This is a genomic window from Glycomyces tritici (assembly GCF_030403505.1).
This window is the reverse complement of sequence record NZ_JAUEMJ010000015.1, coordinates 22,103-38,356: the sequence shown is the minus strand read 5'-3', so window position 1 is coordinate 38,356 and position 16,254 is coordinate 22,103. Positions and strand designations below refer to the sequence as shown.

At 70.9% G+C, this 16,254-nt stretch carries 18 protein-coding genes; 8 read left to right on the top strand and 10 right to left on the bottom strand.

Features of this window, described 5'->3' with window-relative positions; translation table 11 throughout:
* Positions 1 to 124: 124 nt before the first annotated feature.
* From QWI33_RS28275 to QWI33_RS28260, 4 genes are all read left to right on the top strand, one after another.
* Positions 125 to 1,786, top strand: coding sequence for a fumarate hydratase (locus QWI33_RS28275; protein WP_289960038.1), 1,662 nt, complete (start codon positions 125 to 127; stop codon positions 1,784 to 1,786).
* A gap of 98 nt (positions 1,787 to 1,884) precedes the next feature.
* Positions 1,885 to 2,877, top strand: coding sequence for a hypothetical protein (locus tag QWI33_RS28270; RefSeq protein WP_289960037.1), 993 nt, complete (start codon positions 1,885 to 1,887; stop codon positions 2,875 to 2,877).
* Positions 2,878 to 3,125: 248 nt separating this feature from the next.
* Positions 3,126 to 3,530 (top strand): hypothetical protein, encoded by a 405-nt coding sequence (locus tag QWI33_RS28265; protein ID WP_289960036.1) that lies wholly within the window; start codon positions 3,126 to 3,128, stop codon positions 3,528 to 3,530.
* 293 nt (positions 3,531 to 3,823) lie between these two features.
* The gene (locus QWI33_RS28260) at positions 3,824 to 4,621 is read left to right on the top strand and encodes an MHYT domain-containing protein (RefSeq protein WP_289960035.1); all 798 of its coding nucleotides are present in this window, start codon (positions 3,824 to 3,826) and stop codon (positions 4,619 to 4,621) included.
* 118 nt (positions 4,622 to 4,739) lie between these two features.
* Here the strand turns inward: QWI33_RS28260 and QWI33_RS28255 are convergent, their stop codons facing one another.
* The 4 genes from QWI33_RS28255 to QWI33_RS28240 form a co-directional block, all read right to left on the bottom strand.
* Positions 4,740 to 5,936 (bottom strand): glycosyl hydrolase family 18 protein, encoded by a 1,197-nt coding sequence (locus QWI33_RS28255; RefSeq protein ID WP_289960034.1) that lies wholly within the window; start codon positions 5,934 to 5,936, stop codon positions 4,740 to 4,742.
* 171 nt (positions 5,937 to 6,107) lie between these two features.
* Entirely contained in the window at positions 6,108 to 6,506 is a 399-nt protein-coding gene (locus QWI33_RS28250) for an ArsR/SmtB family transcription factor (protein ID WP_289960033.1), read from the bottom strand.
* Positions 6,503 to 7,156 (bottom strand): SRPBCC family protein, encoded by a 654-nt coding sequence (locus QWI33_RS28245; protein WP_289960032.1) that lies wholly within the window; start codon positions 7,154 to 7,156, stop codon positions 6,503 to 6,505. The genes QWI33_RS28250 and QWI33_RS28245 overlap by 4 nt, the downstream gene beginning before the upstream one ends.
* 64 nt (positions 7,157 to 7,220) lie before the next feature.
* Positions 7,221 to 8,585 carry a cystathionine beta-synthase gene (locus QWI33_RS28240; protein WP_289960031.1) on the bottom strand — a complete coding sequence of 455 codons (1,365 nt, stop codon included), beginning with the start codon at positions 8,583 to 8,585 and terminating at the stop codon, positions 7,221 to 7,223.
* Between the two features lie 177 nt (positions 8,586 to 8,762).
* Here QWI33_RS28240 and gnd point away from each other — a divergent pair, with 177 nt between their 5' ends.
* The 3 genes from gnd (at position 8,763) to QWI33_RS28225 (ending at position 11,876) form a co-directional block, all read left to right on the top strand.
* The gene (gnd, locus tag QWI33_RS28235; RefSeq protein WP_289960030.1) at positions 8,763 to 10,193 is read left to right on the top strand and encodes an NADP-dependent phosphogluconate dehydrogenase; all 1,431 of its coding nucleotides are present in this window, start codon (positions 8,763 to 8,765) and stop codon (positions 10,191 to 10,193) included.
* 195 nt (positions 10,194 to 10,388) lie between these two features.
* Positions 10,389 to 11,183, top strand: coding sequence for an alpha/beta fold hydrolase (locus QWI33_RS28230; protein WP_289960029.1), 795 nt, complete (start codon positions 10,389 to 10,391; stop codon positions 11,181 to 11,183).
* 60 nt (positions 11,184 to 11,243) lie between these two features.
* The gene (locus QWI33_RS28225; RefSeq protein WP_289960028.1) at positions 11,244 to 11,876 is read left to right on the top strand and encodes a TetR/AcrR family transcriptional regulator; all 633 of its coding nucleotides are present in this window, start codon (positions 11,244 to 11,246) and stop codon (positions 11,874 to 11,876) included.
* Here the strand turns inward: QWI33_RS28225 and QWI33_RS28220 are convergent.
* The 4 genes from QWI33_RS28220 to QWI33_RS28205 are packed head-to-tail and all read right to left on the bottom strand — an operon-like array spanning position 11,873 to position 14,042.
* Positions 11,873 to 12,391 (bottom strand): NUDIX domain-containing protein, encoded by a 519-nt coding sequence (locus QWI33_RS28220; protein WP_289960027.1) that lies wholly within the window; start codon positions 12,389 to 12,391, stop codon positions 11,873 to 11,875. The two genes, QWI33_RS28225 and QWI33_RS28220, sit on opposite strands and share 4 nt — an antisense overlap.
* Positions 12,392 to 12,402: 11 nt before the next feature.
* Positions 12,403 to 12,921 carry an NUDIX domain-containing protein gene (locus QWI33_RS28215; RefSeq protein ID WP_289960026.1) on the bottom strand — a complete coding sequence of 173 codons (519 nt, stop codon included), beginning with the start codon at positions 12,919 to 12,921 and terminating at the stop codon, positions 12,403 to 12,405.
* Positions 12,918 to 13,487 (bottom strand): NUDIX hydrolase, encoded by a 570-nt coding sequence (locus QWI33_RS28210; RefSeq protein ID WP_289960025.1) that lies wholly within the window; start codon positions 13,485 to 13,487, stop codon positions 12,918 to 12,920. The genes QWI33_RS28215 and QWI33_RS28210 overlap by 4 nt, the downstream gene beginning before the upstream one ends.
* A 24-nt stretch (positions 13,488 to 13,511) precedes the next feature.
* The gene (locus QWI33_RS28205; protein ID WP_289960024.1) at positions 13,512 to 14,042 is read right to left on the bottom strand and encodes an NUDIX domain-containing protein; all 531 of its coding nucleotides are present in this window, start codon (positions 14,040 to 14,042) and stop codon (positions 13,512 to 13,514) included.
* A gap of 170 nt (positions 14,043 to 14,212) precedes the next feature.
* On the opposite strand from QWI33_RS28205, the gene QWI33_RS28200 reads away from it, so the two are divergent.
* Entirely contained in the window at positions 14,213 to 14,572 is a 360-nt protein-coding gene (locus QWI33_RS28200) for a YybH family protein (RefSeq protein WP_289960023.1), read from the top strand.
* Positions 14,573 to 14,634: 62 nt separating this feature from the next.
* Here the strand turns inward: QWI33_RS28200 and QWI33_RS28195 are convergent, their stop codons facing one another.
* Together QWI33_RS28195 and QWI33_RS28190 are read right to left on the bottom strand one after the other, a co-directional pair.
* A complete protein-coding gene (locus QWI33_RS28195) occupies positions 14,635 to 15,027 on the bottom strand; it encodes a DUF6220 domain-containing protein (RefSeq protein WP_289960066.1) in 393 nt (130 codons plus the stop codon).
* 19 nt (positions 15,028 to 15,046) lie between these two features.
* Entirely contained in the window at positions 15,047 to 16,048 is a 1,002-nt protein-coding gene (locus tag QWI33_RS28190; protein WP_289960022.1) for a carboxymuconolactone decarboxylase family protein, read from the bottom strand.
* Between the last annotated feature and the right edge of the window lie 206 nt (positions 16,049 to 16,254).

Here is a 16,254-nt window from a genome sequence, read left to right as displayed (position 1 = left end):
ACGCTACCGGCCGGGTACGACATTCAAGGGCCCGACACCGGAACCGGCGCGCGCTTCGCGGCCGGCGCCGACTGAGCTTCGCCTCACACACGGCCCCGGCACCCTGCGCGCTAAGTTGGAACGCGTGACATCGGAGTTCCGCTACACCGACCTGCTTCCCGTCGGCCCCGACACCGCCGAGTACCGCCTGCTCACCAAGGACGGGGTGAACACGGTCGAAGCCGCCGGGCGGCGCTTCCTCACCGTCGAGCCCGAGGTCCTGACGCAACTGGCGACAGAGGCCGTCAAGGACATCTCGCACTACCTGCGCCCCGCCCACCTCGCGCAGCTGCGCTCCATCCTCGACGACCCCGAGGCCAGCGGCAACGACCGGTTCGTGGCGATGGACCTGCTCAAGAACGCGAACATCGCCTCCGGGATGGTCCTGCCGATGTGCCAGGACACCGGCACCGCCATCGTCATGGGCAAGCGCGGGCGCCACGTCCTCACCGACGGCCGCGACGCCGAGCACCTCTCCCGCGGCGTCTGGCAGGCCTACCACGACCTCAACCTGCGGTACAGCCAGATGGCGCCGCTGACCATGTGGGACGAGAAGAACACCGGCTCGAACCTGCCCGCGCAGATCGAGCTGTACGCCGAGGGCGACGACGCGTACAAGTTCCAGTTCATCGCCAAGGGCGGCGGCAGCGCCAACAAGTCCTTCCTGTTCCAGGAGACCAAGGCGATCCTCAACCCCGACGCCATGATGCGGTTCCTCGAGGAGAAGCTGCGCGCCATCGGCACCTCCGCGTGCCCGCCCTACCACCTGGCGATCGTCATCGGCGGCACCAGCGCCGAGTTCGCCGTCAAGACCGCGAAGTACGCGTCCACGAAGTACCTCGACACGATGCCCACCGAAGGCTCGCCGCTGGGCCACGGCTTCCGCGACGTCGAACTCGAGCAGCAGGTCCTCGAACTCACCCGCCAGTTCGGCATCGGCGCCCAGTTCGGCGGCAAGTACTTCTGCCACGACGTGCGCGTCATCCGCCTCCCGCGCCACGGCGCCTCGCTGCCCGTGGCGCTCAGCGTCTCCTGCTCGGCCGACCGGCAGGCGATGGCCAAGATCACCGCCGAGGGCGTGTTCCTGGAGCAGCTGGAGACCGACCCGAGCCGGTACGTGCCGGACGTGCAGGAGGACGACCTCGCCGAGGACGTCGTCCGCATCGACCTGAACCGGCCGATGAGCGAGATCCGCGCGGAGCTGTCCAAGCACCCGGTGAAGACCCGCGTCTCGCTCACCGGGACGCTCGTCGTCGCCCGCGACATCGCGCACGCGAAGATCAAGGAGCGCCTCGACGCCGGCGAGCCCATGCCGCAGTACCTGCGCGACCACGCGGTCTACTACGCGGGCCCGGCCAAGACCCCCGAGGGCTACGCCTCCGGTTCCTTCGGCCCGACCACGGCCGGGCGCATGGACACCTACGTCGAGCAGTTCCAGGCCGCGGGCGGCTCGTTCGTCATGCTCGCCAAGGGCAACCGCTCCGACCAGGTCACCAACGCCTGCAAAACCCACGGCGGCTTCTACCTCGGCTCCATCGGCGGCCCGGCCGCGAAGCTCGCCCAGGACAACATCAAGTCGATGGAGGTCCTGGAGTACCCGGAGCTGGGCATGGAGGCGGTCTGGAAGATCGAGGTCGAGGACTTCCCGGCGTTCATCGTCGTGGACGACAAGGGCAACGACTTCTACGCCGAGACCCGCAAGCCCGTGCTCACGGTGGGCCGCAAGCCCAAGCTGACGGTCGCCTAGGCGAAATCGGCCGTGCCGAAACGGCGCGGCCCGCGTAGACTCGGGGGTACAGTGCGGCGGCCTTTCCGCCGCCTGTCCCTTGAGGAGCAGTGAGGCCGATGGGCCCTCCACCCCCTGTGGACCCGCGGATCCTCAGAACCCACGCCGGCAACCTGGAGTTGCTCGGCTACCGCATCGAACTGGTCGGGCACGTGAGTGCCGAAGCGGCCCTGTGCGAAGACGTCTTCGGCGACCTGTGCGCGCCGGTCGCGGCGCTCATCGAAGACCGGCGCCGCGACCAGGACGAGCTGACCGGTCGCTTCCCCGTGAACCTCGAGAACGCGACGCGCAAGCTCCACCGCATGGCGGACGGCAAGCGGAACGGCAACCGGGAACGCCGCGCCGACTACTGGGCGTCCACCGGCCGCGGCAGGAGCCGCAAGGCCCCTGAGGCCGGCACCGGCTCGCGGCCGAGCGGCGGAGGGGACTTCGACGCACTGGTCGCCAAGTTCCGGGAGCGCACCTGGCTCGACGACCGGCTCGCCGCCCGCGGCGCCGCCCCGGCCTCGACCGCTCCCGTGCGTTCCGGAGACGACGTGAACCCGGCGGCGCCGCTGGCGGACCCGCTCCGGTCGCTCATCGACCGGATGGACGTCGACCGCGAGGCCGCCGCCGCGGCCGCACGCCGCTGGGCGCTCATCGCGGCGGAACTGCGGGAGATCGCCGAGGACCTCGAATGGAGCATCGAGGCCGACCTCAAGGGGTGGCAGGGACCCGACCACCTCGCCTACCAGCACCTGATGGCGCGCAACGTGAACGGGATCGCAGCGGTCGCGGCGTCCGCCGCGGTGCTGGGCCACGCGGTCGAGGGCGCCGCGAGCGCGGTGCAATCGGCGCGCGAAGCGGTCTCCGGTCTCGTCGACCGGCTGGCGGCCGTCGGCCGTGAAGCCGTCCCGTGGTCCGCGCAGCGGATCCTCGGCCTGGTCCGGGCCGCGTTCGGGATCTGGGCGCTCGTGCTCGAGTACCTGCGGGCCCTGGCGCGGAGCATGGCGCACCTGCGGACGATGCTGGGCGTCCGGCGGTCGGGGGCACGTCTCGCATCGGAGCCGTAGGCTCCGCGGTATGCGGCAGCCTCGCCGGGATCGTCCGGTGACCGACACACGGCTGCACGCCCTCGTCGAGCGCGCCCGGATGCGGGGACGACCGCCCGCCCCGATCGACTGGGAGCAGGTCGCCGCCGAGACGGGCGCCGCCCCCGGACGGCCGCGGCGAGCGAAATCGAGCCGGCTTCGCATACGATCGGCGCGAGACCCGGACCTGCAGCGGCCGGTCCTCCCCCGGTATCCGTGAAAGGCTCCGCATGAAGCTCCGCTCGTCGCTCTGGATCGCCCCGATCGCCGCGCCGCTCGGCGTCCTGGCCATGCTGCCCGTACCCCTCGTCGATCAGGACGTGAACTACTCCGACCCCGGCTTCCTGCTCGCGGCGGCAGTGGTCGCCGGCGTGCTCGTTCTCCTCGCCCTCGGTGTCGCCCTCCGGTATCCGGGGATGGAGCTGGTGGAGGAGCGGTTCCTCGTGCGCGGCAAGTACGGATGGAGCCTCCGACAGTCGCTCCGGGCGGGCGAGCGGTGGGTGATCGCGGGGAACCAGCTCTGCCTTCAGCGGAAGGACGGCTCGCTCGTGAAGCTGCGCGTCGGCAGATGGGCGGTCAACCGGCGCGACTGGGCCGAGCTGGAGAAGTCGCTCCCGTTGCTCGACCGGTACTGAACGCCCACCCGCACGGCGGTGGCGGCCCGGCCGCACACCGTCGCTTGTGGTCCGAACGGTCGGTCTTCATTGGCCGTACGGGGCGTCCTTCGGAGTGCGCCGACCCCCTCTGACTAGATTTGTCCACATTTCACAGTTGCCGCACCGCCTTGGGAGCGGTTCCTTTGAGCGGCATAAGCATGACAAAGCCGCAAATCGGGAGATTCGCGAGGCCACTGAGGACGCCGCCGGCCGGTTACGATTCGCAAAACCGTACTGGTCAGTACAACATCCCTCACCTCTGGAACGCCCCCATGATCGAGCACTTCTCGTACGGCTACCTCACCCTTCCGATCGCATTCCTGGTGTCCATGACCGGATCGGCCCTCGGCCTGCTCATGGCCCGGCACGCCCGCCGCCACGAGCAGCCCGGACGCCGCGCCCTCTGGCTCGCCGTGGCCGCGTTCGCCATCGGAGGCAACGGCATCTGGGTCATGCACTTCGTCGCGATGCTCGGCTTCGCCGTCGAGGACGCGGAACTGCGGTACGACCCCGCACTGACGGCGTTGAGCGCCCTCGTCGCCGTCGCGGTCGTCGCCTGCGGCCTCCTGGTGATCGGCCTGGGCCGGTACTCGACGCTGAAGCTCGCCGTCGCCGGCCTGTTCACCGGCGCGGGGGTCGCCGCCATGCACTACATGGGGATGGCCGCGGTCAGCACGGACGTCGTGCTCACCCACCGACCCGGGTACGTGGCCGCGGCCGTCGCGATCGCCGTCGTCGCGGCAACCACCGCGCTGTGGCTCTCGTGGCGGGTCCAGCGCGCCGCCTCGATCTGGCTGGCCGCGGTCGTGATGGCCCTGGCGGTCAACCTCATGCACTACACGGCCATGTTCGGCGTCGCCACCGCCGGCGACTCGACCGCGAGCGCCCACGGCGTGGACTCGATGGACCTCGTCTTCCCCATGGCCACGCTCACCGCGATCGCGATGCTGATCCTCGTCTACACCGTCGTCATCGTCCCCACGGACGCCGAGATGCGCACCGAGGCCCGCATGACCTCCCTCGAGGGCCAGTTGCGCCGGGCGGCCGACACCCCGTCCTCTCGAACGTGAACGGCTCGGCCCGGTCGATCGACGGACTCCTCCGCGAGGCCGTCACCGCCTGACGCGACGACGAAATGATCCGGCCCCGCTCGATGAGCGGAGCCGGATCATTGGTGTGGACCTGCTGCTATCCGACGGTGTCGGCGAAGTTGTAGCCGTTCGTGGCGTCCCAGTTGATCGACCAGGTCATGGCGCCGCCGATGCCCGGGTAGGCCTGGTCGGGCACGAAGTTCCCGCAGCTCTGGCGGGTCTCCAGGCAGCGGATGGCGTCGTTGACCATCGCCGGGTTGACGTAGCCCGAGCCGGCGGCGCTCGGCACGGCCGGCAGGCCCAGGCCGACCTGGCCCGGATCGAGTCCGGCCTTCAGCTGGATGCAGGCCAGCGCCGTGAGGAAGTCGATGTCGCCCTGGGCGTACACCTGGCCGTCGCAGCCGAGCATCGAGCCCGAGTTGTAGTACTGCATGTTGACGATCGTCAGGAGGTCCTTGGTGTTGATCGCGAGCTGCGCGTAGCTGCCCTGGGCGGACTGGAAGTCGATCGTCTGCGGCGCCATCGTGTATGTGAAGCCGGGCTTCGAAGCGTTGATGGAGCGCAGCGCGGTCTCCATGGGGCCGGGGTTGATGCCGTGCTCGAGGTCGATGTCGACGCCGTTGAACCCGTACTCGTTCATGAGCCCGACGATCGAGCTCGCGAAGGCCGCCGCGGTGGTGGCGTTGTTGACGGTGACGGTGCCCCGCTCGCCGCCCACGGAGATGACGACGTCCCGGCCCTGGGCCTTGATCGCGGTGATGTCGGCCTTGAACTCGGCTTCGGTGTACCCGGTGTTGGTGAGGCTCGAGTCGAGCGCGAAGTCGACCTGGCCGGGCGTGGCCGTGGACTCGGCGAAGGCCACGGCGACGATGTCGTACGAGGCGGGGATCTCGTTGAGCTCCATGACGCCTGAGCCGTTGTCGAAGTTGTGCCAGTAGCCGGTGAGCAGGTTGTCGCTGTGGCCGGGGCCGCCGGTGGGCGGGTCGGTGGGCTCGCCGGTGGTGGGCGGGGTGGTGGGTTCGCCGCCGTCGCAGGCGCCGAGGTCCTGCCAGACGCCCCATTGGCCGGTGGTGCCGGGGGTCTCGCCGGTGGTCCACCATTTGGCGCGGTATTCGCGGCCGGCGTGGCTGACCTGGTCGCCGCCGACGTAGACCGCGCTGGACTGCCAGGCGGCGCCGACGCAGGCGACTTGGGCGGAGGCGGTGTTGGCGAGGGCCATGGGCACGGCGATTGCGGTGCCGGCCACGGCGAGGGCGGTGGCGGCGACGATGGCCGCTCTTCGATTGCGTCTCAAGGGACCTCCAAATATAAAGATTCCTAAATATATGCTCCTCATCGTGTCCGGGCGCGGGGTGATTGTCAAGGCGGCCGGGACAGAAAAATCCGACTCGCCCGGTTTGCGAGCGCCCTTTGCAAGGCCTGCAACCGAATGAGTCGGATACTTTCCTATTTGGATTCTCGGCGGCTACGCGGCCCCGCGGCGGCGCTCGCGGGCGGGGCGGTCGGCGAGGCGGCGTTCGCGCCGGCCCCGGGCCAGCTCGGTCTCGAGGGCGTCGAGCGGGCCGGCGAAGCCGTCCGCGAACCGCTCCAGCCAGGCCCGCACGCCGTCGAGGCCGTCGGCGTCGGCGCCGTAGATGCGCCGGGTCCCCTCGGCCCGCACGGTCACCAGCCCGGCCTCGCGCAGCACCTTCAAGTGCTGGGAGACCGCCGGCTGCGAGATGCCGAAACTCGCGCCGAGGAGCTCGGCGACCGCCCCTGCCGGGCGCTCCCCTTCGCTGAGGAGCTCCATGATCCGGCGGCGCATCGGGTCGCCCAGGGCGTCGAACGCGGCCTCGGCCGATCCGCCGTCGCCTGCCCCGCTCACGCTTCCGGCTGCTGCGGCGGCACCGTGTAGAACGCGACGACCGCGTCGACGGCGGCCTTCGCCTCGTCCGGGTCGTCCCCGTCGGCGATCGCGGCCGCGCCCCAGGCGTCGCCGAGGCGGCGCGCGTAGTCGGCGCCTTCGGGTCCGGTCATCCACCGCTCCCACTCGTCGGGGTCCAGCGACGCGTCGGTCTCGAGGTAGTAGCCGAAGCTGTGCAGGAGCCCGTCCCAGCCGATGCCGACCGCGCCGGGCCCGTACTGGGCCCACATCGCGGGGTCGACCGGGGCCTCGTGGACGAGTTCGAGCACCGTGCCGCCGCCGTCCTCGCTCAGGCGCACCTCGAGCCAGGACATGCCGCCGCCGAACTCCCAGGTGACGGCCAGCAGCTCGGGGGCGTCGCAGCGTTCGATCGTGCCGCCGGCCTGCGCCTCGAACTGGTACCGGCCGCCCACTTCGAGGTCGCCGCTGACCGGCTGGAACCAGCGCGGGAGCCGTTCGGGGCTGGTGAGCGCGTCCCAGACGTCGGGCCGGGGGGAGCGGTAGGTGCGGCGGGCGACGAGGACCTTCGTCGCGGCGCCGCCCCGCTCGCCGGTGCGGATCTCGCGGACGACCATCGCGGCCGACGCGATCGGGTCTTTGGGATCGGGCATGTCGCCTCCTAATATAAGTTTGAACTTATACTAGGAGGGTGTCGGCCGCTCCGTCAAATGAACATCAGTGTTCGACATAGCTGAGCAGGTCCTGCCGGGTGAGCACGCCGACCGGCTTGCCCTCCGCGAAGACCATGAGCGCGTCCCGGTCGTGCAGGGCCGCGACCGCCCGCTCCACCTGCTCGCCCGAGCCGATCGTCGGCAGCGCGCCCCCGATGTGCCGCTCGATCGGATCGTGCAGCGTCGCCCGCCCCGAGAACAGCGCGTCCATCAGGTCCCGCTCGGCGACCGCCCCGGCCACCTCGCCGCTGGTCACCGGCGGCTCCGCCTTGAGCACCGGCATCTGACTGACCCCGTACTGGCGCATGATGTCGATCGCCTCGCGCACCGTGTCCTGCGGGTGCACGTGGACGAGCTCGGGGATCTCCCCGCCCTTGCTCGCCAGCACCTCGCCCACCGTGGTCTCGCCCGAGCCGCCCATGAACCCGTACTCGGTCATCCACGCGTCGTTGAAGATCTTCGAGAGGTACCCGCGCCCGCCGTCCGGCAGGATCACCACGATCACGTCGTCCGGCTTCGCGTCGCGGGCGACCGCGAGCGCGCCGACCACGGCCATGCCCGCCGAGCCGCCCACGAGCAGCCCCTCCTCGCGGGCCAGGCGCCGGGTCATCGCGAACGACTCCGCGTCGGTCACCTCCACGATCCGGTCGGCCAGCTCCCGGTCGTAGTTCGCGGGCCAGAAGTCCTCGCCCACGCCCTCGACCAGGTACGGCCGCCCGGTGCCGCCCGAGTACACCGACCCCTCCGGGTCGGCGCCCACGACCTGCACCTTCCCGCCCGAGACCTCCTTGAGGTACTTGCCGATCCCGGTGATCGTGCCGCCCGTGCCGACCCCGGCGACCAGGTGCGTGATCTTCCCGTCCGTCTGCTTCCACAGCTCCGGGCCGGTCTGGTGGTAGTGCGAGGCCGGATTCGCCGGGTTCGAGTACTGGTCGGGCTTCCACGCCCCCTCGATCTCGTTGATCAGCCGGTCGGAGACCTTGTAGTAGGAGCGGGGGTCCTCCGGATCGACCGCGGTCGGGCACACCACGACCTCGGCGCCGTACGCCTTGAGCACGTTCCGCTTGTCCTCGGAGACCTTGTCCGGGCACACGAACACGCACTGGTAGCCGCGCTGCTGCGCCACCATCGCCAAGCCCACGCCGGTGTTCCCGCTGGTGGGCTCCACGATGGTGCCGCCCGGCCGCAACGCCCCGGAGGCCTCGGCCTCGTCGATCATGCGCTGGGCGATGCGGTCCTTGATGGACCCGCCGGGATTGAGGTACTCGACCTTCGCGAGCACGGTCGCGGCGAGGCCGTCGGTGACGGAGCCCAGCCGCACCAGCGGGGTGTTGCCGATGAGGTCGAGGACCGATTCGTAGTACTGCATGCTCACAGCCTAGGGCCACCGGGCGTGCGGACGGGACGGAGCGCGGCCCGTGTCGGGCGGCGTCGCCTCGCACGCGTCCCGCTGCGTGGATACGATCGGCGGTGGGACCGCCTCCGCCGGGCCGCTCGGCGAGAATCAGGGCGCACACCTCTGACGCAACGTAGGGAGACACAAGGCATGAGCACCGCCGACATCGGCGTGGTCGGGCTGGCCGTCATGGGCTCCAACCTCGCCCGGAACTTCGCCCGCCACGGATTCACCGTCGCCGTCTACAACCGCACGCACGCCAAGACCACTGAGCTGATCGAGGCCCACGGCGATGAAGGCGACTTCGTCCCCTCCGAAGCGCTCGCCGACTTCGTGGCCTCCCTCAAGCGCCCCCGCAAGGCCATGATCATGGTCCAGGCGGGCAACGCGACCGACGCCGTGATCGACCAGCTCGCCGCGCTCATGGAGCCCGGCGACATGATCATCGACGGCGGCAACGCCCACTTCGAGAACACCCGCCGCCGCGAGGCGGCCCTGCGCGAGAAGGGCCTCCACTTCGTCGGCACCGGCGTCTCCGGCGGCGAAGAGGGCGCGCTATTGGGCCCGGCCATCATGCCGGGCGGCTCCGAGGAGTCCTACGAGTCCCTCGGCCCGATCCTCGAGGCCATCAGCGCCAAGGCCCCCGACGGCACCCCGTGCTGCTCGCGCCTGGGCCCCGACGGCGCCGGGCACTTCGTCAAGATGGTGCACAACGGCATCGAGTACTCCGACATGCAGCTCATCGGCGAGGCCTACGACCTGCTGCGCCGCGGCGTCGGCATCGAGCCGGCCGACCTCGCCAAGACCTTCTCCGAGTGGAACGCCGGCGAGCTCGACTCCTACCTCATCGAGGTCACCGCCGAAGTCCTCGGCCACGTCGACGCCGCCACCGGGAAGCCGCTCGTCGACGTCATCGTCGACCAGGCCGGCCAGAAGGGCACCGGCCGCTGGACCGTCCAGATCGCCCTCGACCTGGGCGTCCCGGTCACCGGCATCGCCGAGGCCACCTTCGCCCGCGCGCTCTCCAGCGGCACCAAGCAGCGCGAAGGCGCCGTCGACGTCCTCACCGGCCCCACCGCCAAGGTGGACTTCCCGGCGGACTTCGTCGAAGACGTCCGCCAGGCGCTGTACGCCTCCAAGATCGTCGCGTACGCGCAGGGCTTCGACCAGATCGCCGCCGCCAGCGCCGAATACGACTGGGGCATCGACCTCGGCTCGTGCTCGGCCCTGTGGCGCGCGGGCTGCATCATCCGGGCGCGCTTCCTCGACCGCATCACCGAGGCGTGGCGCTCGAACCCGGAGCTGCCGACGCTGCTGGCGGCGCCGGAGTTCACGAAGATCGTGACGGACGCGCAGGACGCGTGGCGGCGGGTCGTCTCGACGGCGGCGCTGGCGGGCATCCCGACGCCGGGCTTCTCGTCGGCGCTGGCGTACTACGACGGGCTGCGTTCGCGCCGCCTGCCGGCGGCCCTGATCCAGGGGCAGCGGGACTTCTTCGGGGCGCACACGTACAAGCGGGTGGACCGCGAGGGCACGTTCCACACGGACTGGTCCGGGGACCGCTCGGAAGTCCAGCTCTAGGCTCGTTCTCGACGGCGCCGCCCCTGCTCACGCGAGCGGGGGCGGCGCCGTTTCGTCTGCCGCCGTAAGGAAGGCGGGCATGACGGCGGTCACTTTTACACTCCTGGGTTTCCTTTTTCGGCGCGTCGGTGTAGTCTCGAATTACACCAAACGGTTTCCTAAGGAAACCATTAAGTCTCCTCGAAGGGTCTCGTCATGCCGAGCATCACCGTCGCCGCCGCCCAGGTCGCCTACCGCGTCGTCCCCTCCGCCTCGGGCGCCGAGCGCCGCCTCGTCCTCGTCCACGGCACCGGCTCCGGCGGGGCCGAATTCGTCTGGGGCCAGCTCCTCGACCACTTCGCCGCCGACCACACCCTCGTCCTCCCCGAACTCTCCGGCACCCTCGCGACCACCGACGACGGCGCACCCCTCGCCGTCGAGACCCTCGCCCGCCAGGTCATCGCCGTCATCGAAGCCGAAACCGCCGAAGGCGAGACGGTCGACCTCGTCGGCTTCTCCCTCGGCGGCGCCATCGTCGCGGCCGTCGCCGCACTGCGCCCCGACCTCATCGCCCGCCTGGTCAGCATGGCCTCCTTCGCCCGCTCCGACCACGGCGGATTCCAGCAGTCGGTGCGCCTGTGGCAGTCCCTCGCCGACGACGCCGAGCGGTTCGGCCAGATGGCGGCCACCCTCGCGTTCAGCCCCACCTTCCTCGGGAGCATCGACGCCCCGACCCTCGCGATGATCAACGCCGGCATGGTCCCCGACGAGGGCACCCTGCGCCACATCGACCTCGACCTGCGGCTCGACATCCGCGACCTGCTGCCCCGCATCACCGCCCCGACCCTCGTCGTCGGCAACGCCAAGGACGCGCTCGTCCCGGTCGACCTCACCCGCGAGGTCGCCCAGGGCATCGCCGGCAGCGCCTACGTCGAGCTCGACAGCGGCCACGTCACCTTCGCCGAGCAGCCCGAACGCGCGCTCAAGGAGGTCACGGCGTTCCTCGCGTGAACCGCCGGCGTCCCCGGTCAATAGAATGTGGTCCGCACCGAGTGCCGTGAAGGGGACCAGATGACCGTGGACACCGGCAGGACCGGTCGACCGGACAAGCGGCGCGCCATCGTGCGCGCCGCCAACTTCGTGTTCGGCAGGGACGGCTACACCCGCGCCACCGTCGACGCCATCGCCCGCGAGGCCGGGGTCTCCAAGAAGACCATCTACAACCACTTCGCCGACAAAGAGGCCCTGTTCCTGACCGGCGCGCTCGAGGCGTCCCGGGAGCTCTCCGAGGAGATCACGGCCCTCGCCGACCGGCACCTGCACAAGATCGTGGAACTGGAGGCCGAGCTCATCGACTTCGGCGTCGACCGCACCCGGGCCGTGCTCACCAGGGACGACCACGCCGCGATCGCCCGGACGATCCGCGCCGAGGTCACACACCTGCCCCAAGAGATCCTCGACGCGTGGATGGAGACCGGGCCGCTGCACTCCAGGCGCGTGGTCGCCGAGCACTTCCGGGCCCTGAAGGCCAAGGGCCTGCTGGCCTTCGACGACGCCGAGAAGGCCTCCGCGCACTACACGCTGCTCACCTTCACCCCTGTGGCCGAGCGGACCTTCTTCGGGGCGCTGCCGTTCGAGGAGCGGGAACTGGTCGAGACGACCACTGAGGGCGTGCGGATGTTCCTGCGGCTCTACGGGGCCTAGTGGCCCCAGCGGGGGCTGTGCGTGCCGCCGAGCTCCACCGGTTCGGCCGGGACGTCGCCGTCGCGCAGGCGCTTGACGAGCGCCACGGTGCGGTCGGGCAGGATCGTCCCGTCGGCCGCCCCGCACTGGTCGATCGGCAGCCACGCGAAGTCGAACTTCTGCTCGTACGCGTCGCCGCCCGTGACCCGCGGCGCGAACCGCTCGGTGCGGTAGAAGAAGTACCAGTTCTTCTGCACCAGCAAGCGCCCCTTCGGGAACGCCGTGAACACCCCGAACGCCACCGGGCCGACCAGCGCCTCCGGGTCGATCGCGCACCCGGTCTCCTCGCCCGCCTCACGCACGGCCGCCGCGCGCAGGTCCTCGCCCGCCTCGACGCCGCCGCCGGGGGTGATCCAGCGCGTGACGCCGTCGAGGCACCGGTCGCCGCCCATGTGCAGGACCGTGTCGTGCTGGTCGAGGAAGATCACGCGGGCGGCGATGCGGAAGACCGCGCCGGTCTCGGATTCGATGCTCACAGCAGGCTCCTTCACGCCGCGCCCAGGCGGCGGCCGATGGTGTCGAGCTGGACCGGTTCGTCGGGCACATCGCCGCTGATGAGCCGCTTGACGAGGTGCAGGAGCGGCTCGACCTGCTCGAAGCCGTCCGTGGTCAGGAAGTCGTCGACCGGGATCCAGTTGAACTCGAGGTCCTGCTCGTAGGCGTCGCCGCCGGTCACCCGCGGCGCGAACCGCTCGACGCGGACCAGGAAGAAGTGGTTCTCCTGCGTGAACGTGCTGCCGGGGCGGGTCTTGCGGTAGTGCTGGCGGGCGACCGGGCCGATCAGGTCGGCGGGGGCCACCCGCAGGCCGGTCTCCTCGTAGAGCTCGCGCGCGGCCGCATCCCGCATGGACTCGCCCGGGTCGATGCCGCCGCCGGGGAGGATCCAGCGCGCGGGGCGGTCCGGGGTCGCGTACCCGCCGATGAAGAGGACGCAGTCCTGTTCATCCACGATGATCCCCCGGGCTCCCCGCCGGTCGATTCGGATGGGTTCGTTCGTCGCGCTCACCGGTCAAGTATGGGGGCACGCTCCGTAGCCGTCCACCCTCTATCGGGGTCCCACGTCCAAGCGCCCCACGGAATCTGCACGGGCGCAACGGGAACCATACCGGCCATGAGTCCCTTGAGCAGGTCCGCGACCGGTGCCGGGAACACCAGCGAGTCGACCGCCGCCAACTCCTGTGCGCCGAGCCACCGCGCGGCGGTGAACTCCGCCCGCTCGACGTCCTCGAGCCCGTCGCGCACCGGCGCGAAATGCGGCACCCGCAGGAAGAAGAACGAGTCCCGCGAATGGATCACCAGCTCCGGACTGTCCGACCAGTCGCCCTCGGTCTCGGCCACGACCGGCCCGAGCGCGCCCGGGTCGATTCTGAGCCCGGTCTCCTCGAACACCTCTCGGGCCGCGCCCTCGGCGAGCGACTCGCCCGCCTCGAGCCCGCCGCCGGGCGTCACGTAGTACTCCACGCCCGGACCCATGTAGTCGCGGCTGTAGAACAGCAGCACCCGGTCGTGCTCGTCCACGAGCAGCACCCGCGCGCACCGCCGCCGCACCGCCTTGCCCTCAGAGGCCACCATGCACCGAGTATCCGGCCGTACCGCTCATTCGGGCAACGGGAAGCGCTTGGTGTCACCCCGCCAGTTCACCCACGGGAGCTCGACGGCCTCTGCCGGGACGTCACCACTGAGGAGCCGCTTGGCCAGGTCCGCGACGGGCACCGGGAAGATCCCCTCGTCGATGGCCTTGACCTCGTCGATCGAGAGCCACGCCGACCCGGTGAGCTCGCCGATCTCGCTGGCCTCGAGGTGCGCGAAGTCGACCGTGAAGCGCTCGACGCGCAGGAGGAAGAACAGGTGGTCCTCGAACCCGAGCCACCAGGTCCCGAGCGTGTGCCCGACCGGCTCCCCGAGCGCGACGGGGTCGACGCGCAGCCCGGTCTCCTCGAACAGCTCCCGGGCCGCCGCTTCGGCGGCGCTCTCCCCGGCGTCGATGCCGCCGCCGATCGTCACGAAGAACTCCGACTCCGGGGTCACGAACCCCGAGCTGTGCAGCAGCAGGACCCGGTCCTGCTCGTCGACGACGAGCACCCGGGCGCAGCGCCTCGGCTCCACGTGCGGTCCAGCGGTGTCCATCCGCCCAGTATGCGGCCCGCCGACGGCACCGGCAATCACCGAGCAGCCCAGACCCCGCCCGCACCGGCCGCTGTGACCGGAATCGCGGCGCCAATCGGCGAAAGACCCTCACATCAGGGCGGCGCATCTGGTCGGCTCAATGGAACCGCCGAAACGAGAAAGGGATACCAATGGCAGCAGACGGCAAGCACGCCAACGAACCCGAACACGTCACCCGCCTCGTCGCGGAGCGGCTCAACGCGGGCGACATCGACGGCATCGCCGAACTCTACGAGGACGACGCCGTCATCGCGTTCCCTCCCGGCCGCACCACCACCGGCATCGAAGCGATCAAAGCGCTCTACGCCGGCATCAGCGAGCAGGGCGGGAAGTTCCCCACCGACGAAGAGCAGCTCCCCACCGTCCACTACGGCGGCCTCGCACTGACCTCCACGATCAGCGCCGACGGCAAGGGCACCCGCACCCAAGTGCTGCGCCGCCAAGCAGACGGCACCTGGAAGCGGATCATCGACCGCCCCGAAGTGCGCTGAGCGAGCACAGGGAAAGGCCCGCGGCGGGGTGTCGCCGCGGGCCCGGTTCCCTGGTCGCGAACTCAAGCGGCGGCCGGCGCCGCCTCGGCCTCGACCGGCCTGCGGTCCTCGATCAGCTGCTTCGCCAACCGGCCCGAAGCCTCCGCCAGACCCATGATCATCAGCGCGTTGATCGCGTGGAAGCCGAAGATGACCTGCCCCGGCGTCGTCCCCGCCACGCTCACCAGCGCGATCAGCGACTGCAGCACCACCAGCCCGAACACGCCCGCCGCCAGGCCCACCAGCTTCCCGCCCGACCGCGCCAGCGCCGCGAACAGGATGCCCAGCAGCGCCACCACCGCGATCACCCGGCCGTTCATGATGTGCAGCGAGAACGACTCGTCCGGCGAACCGGTCCCGATCGCCCCGTACCCGGCCAGGAAGAACTGGATCCCGATCAGCACGTGCAGGAGCATCACCCACACCCGGTAGAACCTAAGCATTGACACTCCTCGTCTCGATCTCGTCCTGCAGGGCGTCGACGCCCGTCATCGTGCCGTAGGCCAGCAGGTGGACCACGCAGTGATCCGAGTGCTTCTCGCCCCGCCACGCCCCCACATGCGCCTCGTTCACCGCGGCCGGCGCGAGCGCCGCCGCCACCGCCAGCCGCGCCCCCAGGGCCGGCCCCGGCTCCAGGCCCTCACCGCCCACCAGCTCCGGGAGGCTGGTTCCGACCGTGTCGCCGCGGACGCCGATCGTCCGCGCCACCGCCTCGGCCGCATCGCCCCCGAGCAGACCCGGTCCCGATGCGGCGTACGCCCGCAGCGTCCCGTACGCCGACCCCACAGGCGAACCCGCCGCCCACTCCGGCTCGCGCACCCGCAGGCCCCGCGCCCAACCCGGCCGGTCCTCCAGCAGCGCCAGGCTCGTACCCGGCTCCAGGTCGGCCATCACCGCCGCCCGCAGCGTCCGCGACGCCACCGAGCGGCCCAGCTTCGTCGCCGTCACCGGATGCGGCGACTCGTTGTGCGCCAGCACCTGCACCAGCCGCGTGATGAACTCGAACACCAGCACCGTCCCGATGAACCGCGGCGCGGCCGACGCCCTGAACGGCCCCTCCGGGCCCGGGTCCAGCGCCCACGCCGCCAGCGGCGCCCACTCCTTCGGCGGGCTGCCCGCGCGCAGGCCCTCGGCCAGCGCCGACTCGCCCAGGGCGTGCAGCAGCACCGTGTGCGCATCAGTGCAGAACCGGCAGCCGTTGCGCACCGCGATCGAGGTCGCCACGACCTCCTTCGCGAGCCGCTCCTCAGGGCCGCCGACCATCAGCGACTCCCGCAGCAGCGACCACATGGCCGCGAGCAGCTCCGGTGCGGGCGAGAGCATCTGGAACGGCGCGCCGACCGCGCCAAGCTCCCGCTTGGCCTGCGCGTACACGTCGGCGACCAGCCCGTCCGCCTGTCTGGCGTCGACCGGTTCCACATATCTGATCTGGGGCATGGGGTCCTCCTCGGTTCGCTTCGCGCCGAACGGTTCCCACGAGCGGCGCGTCATGCCTCCAGCCTCCCCGCCGCACGCCCGCGCCGCGTCGTCTCTGCGCTGGCTTTCCGGCCCGCGACGAGCGCCGCATTCGCGGTCCCCGTGTACACCCTGCGCGGTACGCGGCGGCTCCACCGCGGGCCGATGCCGAGGTGACGGCCCCGCCC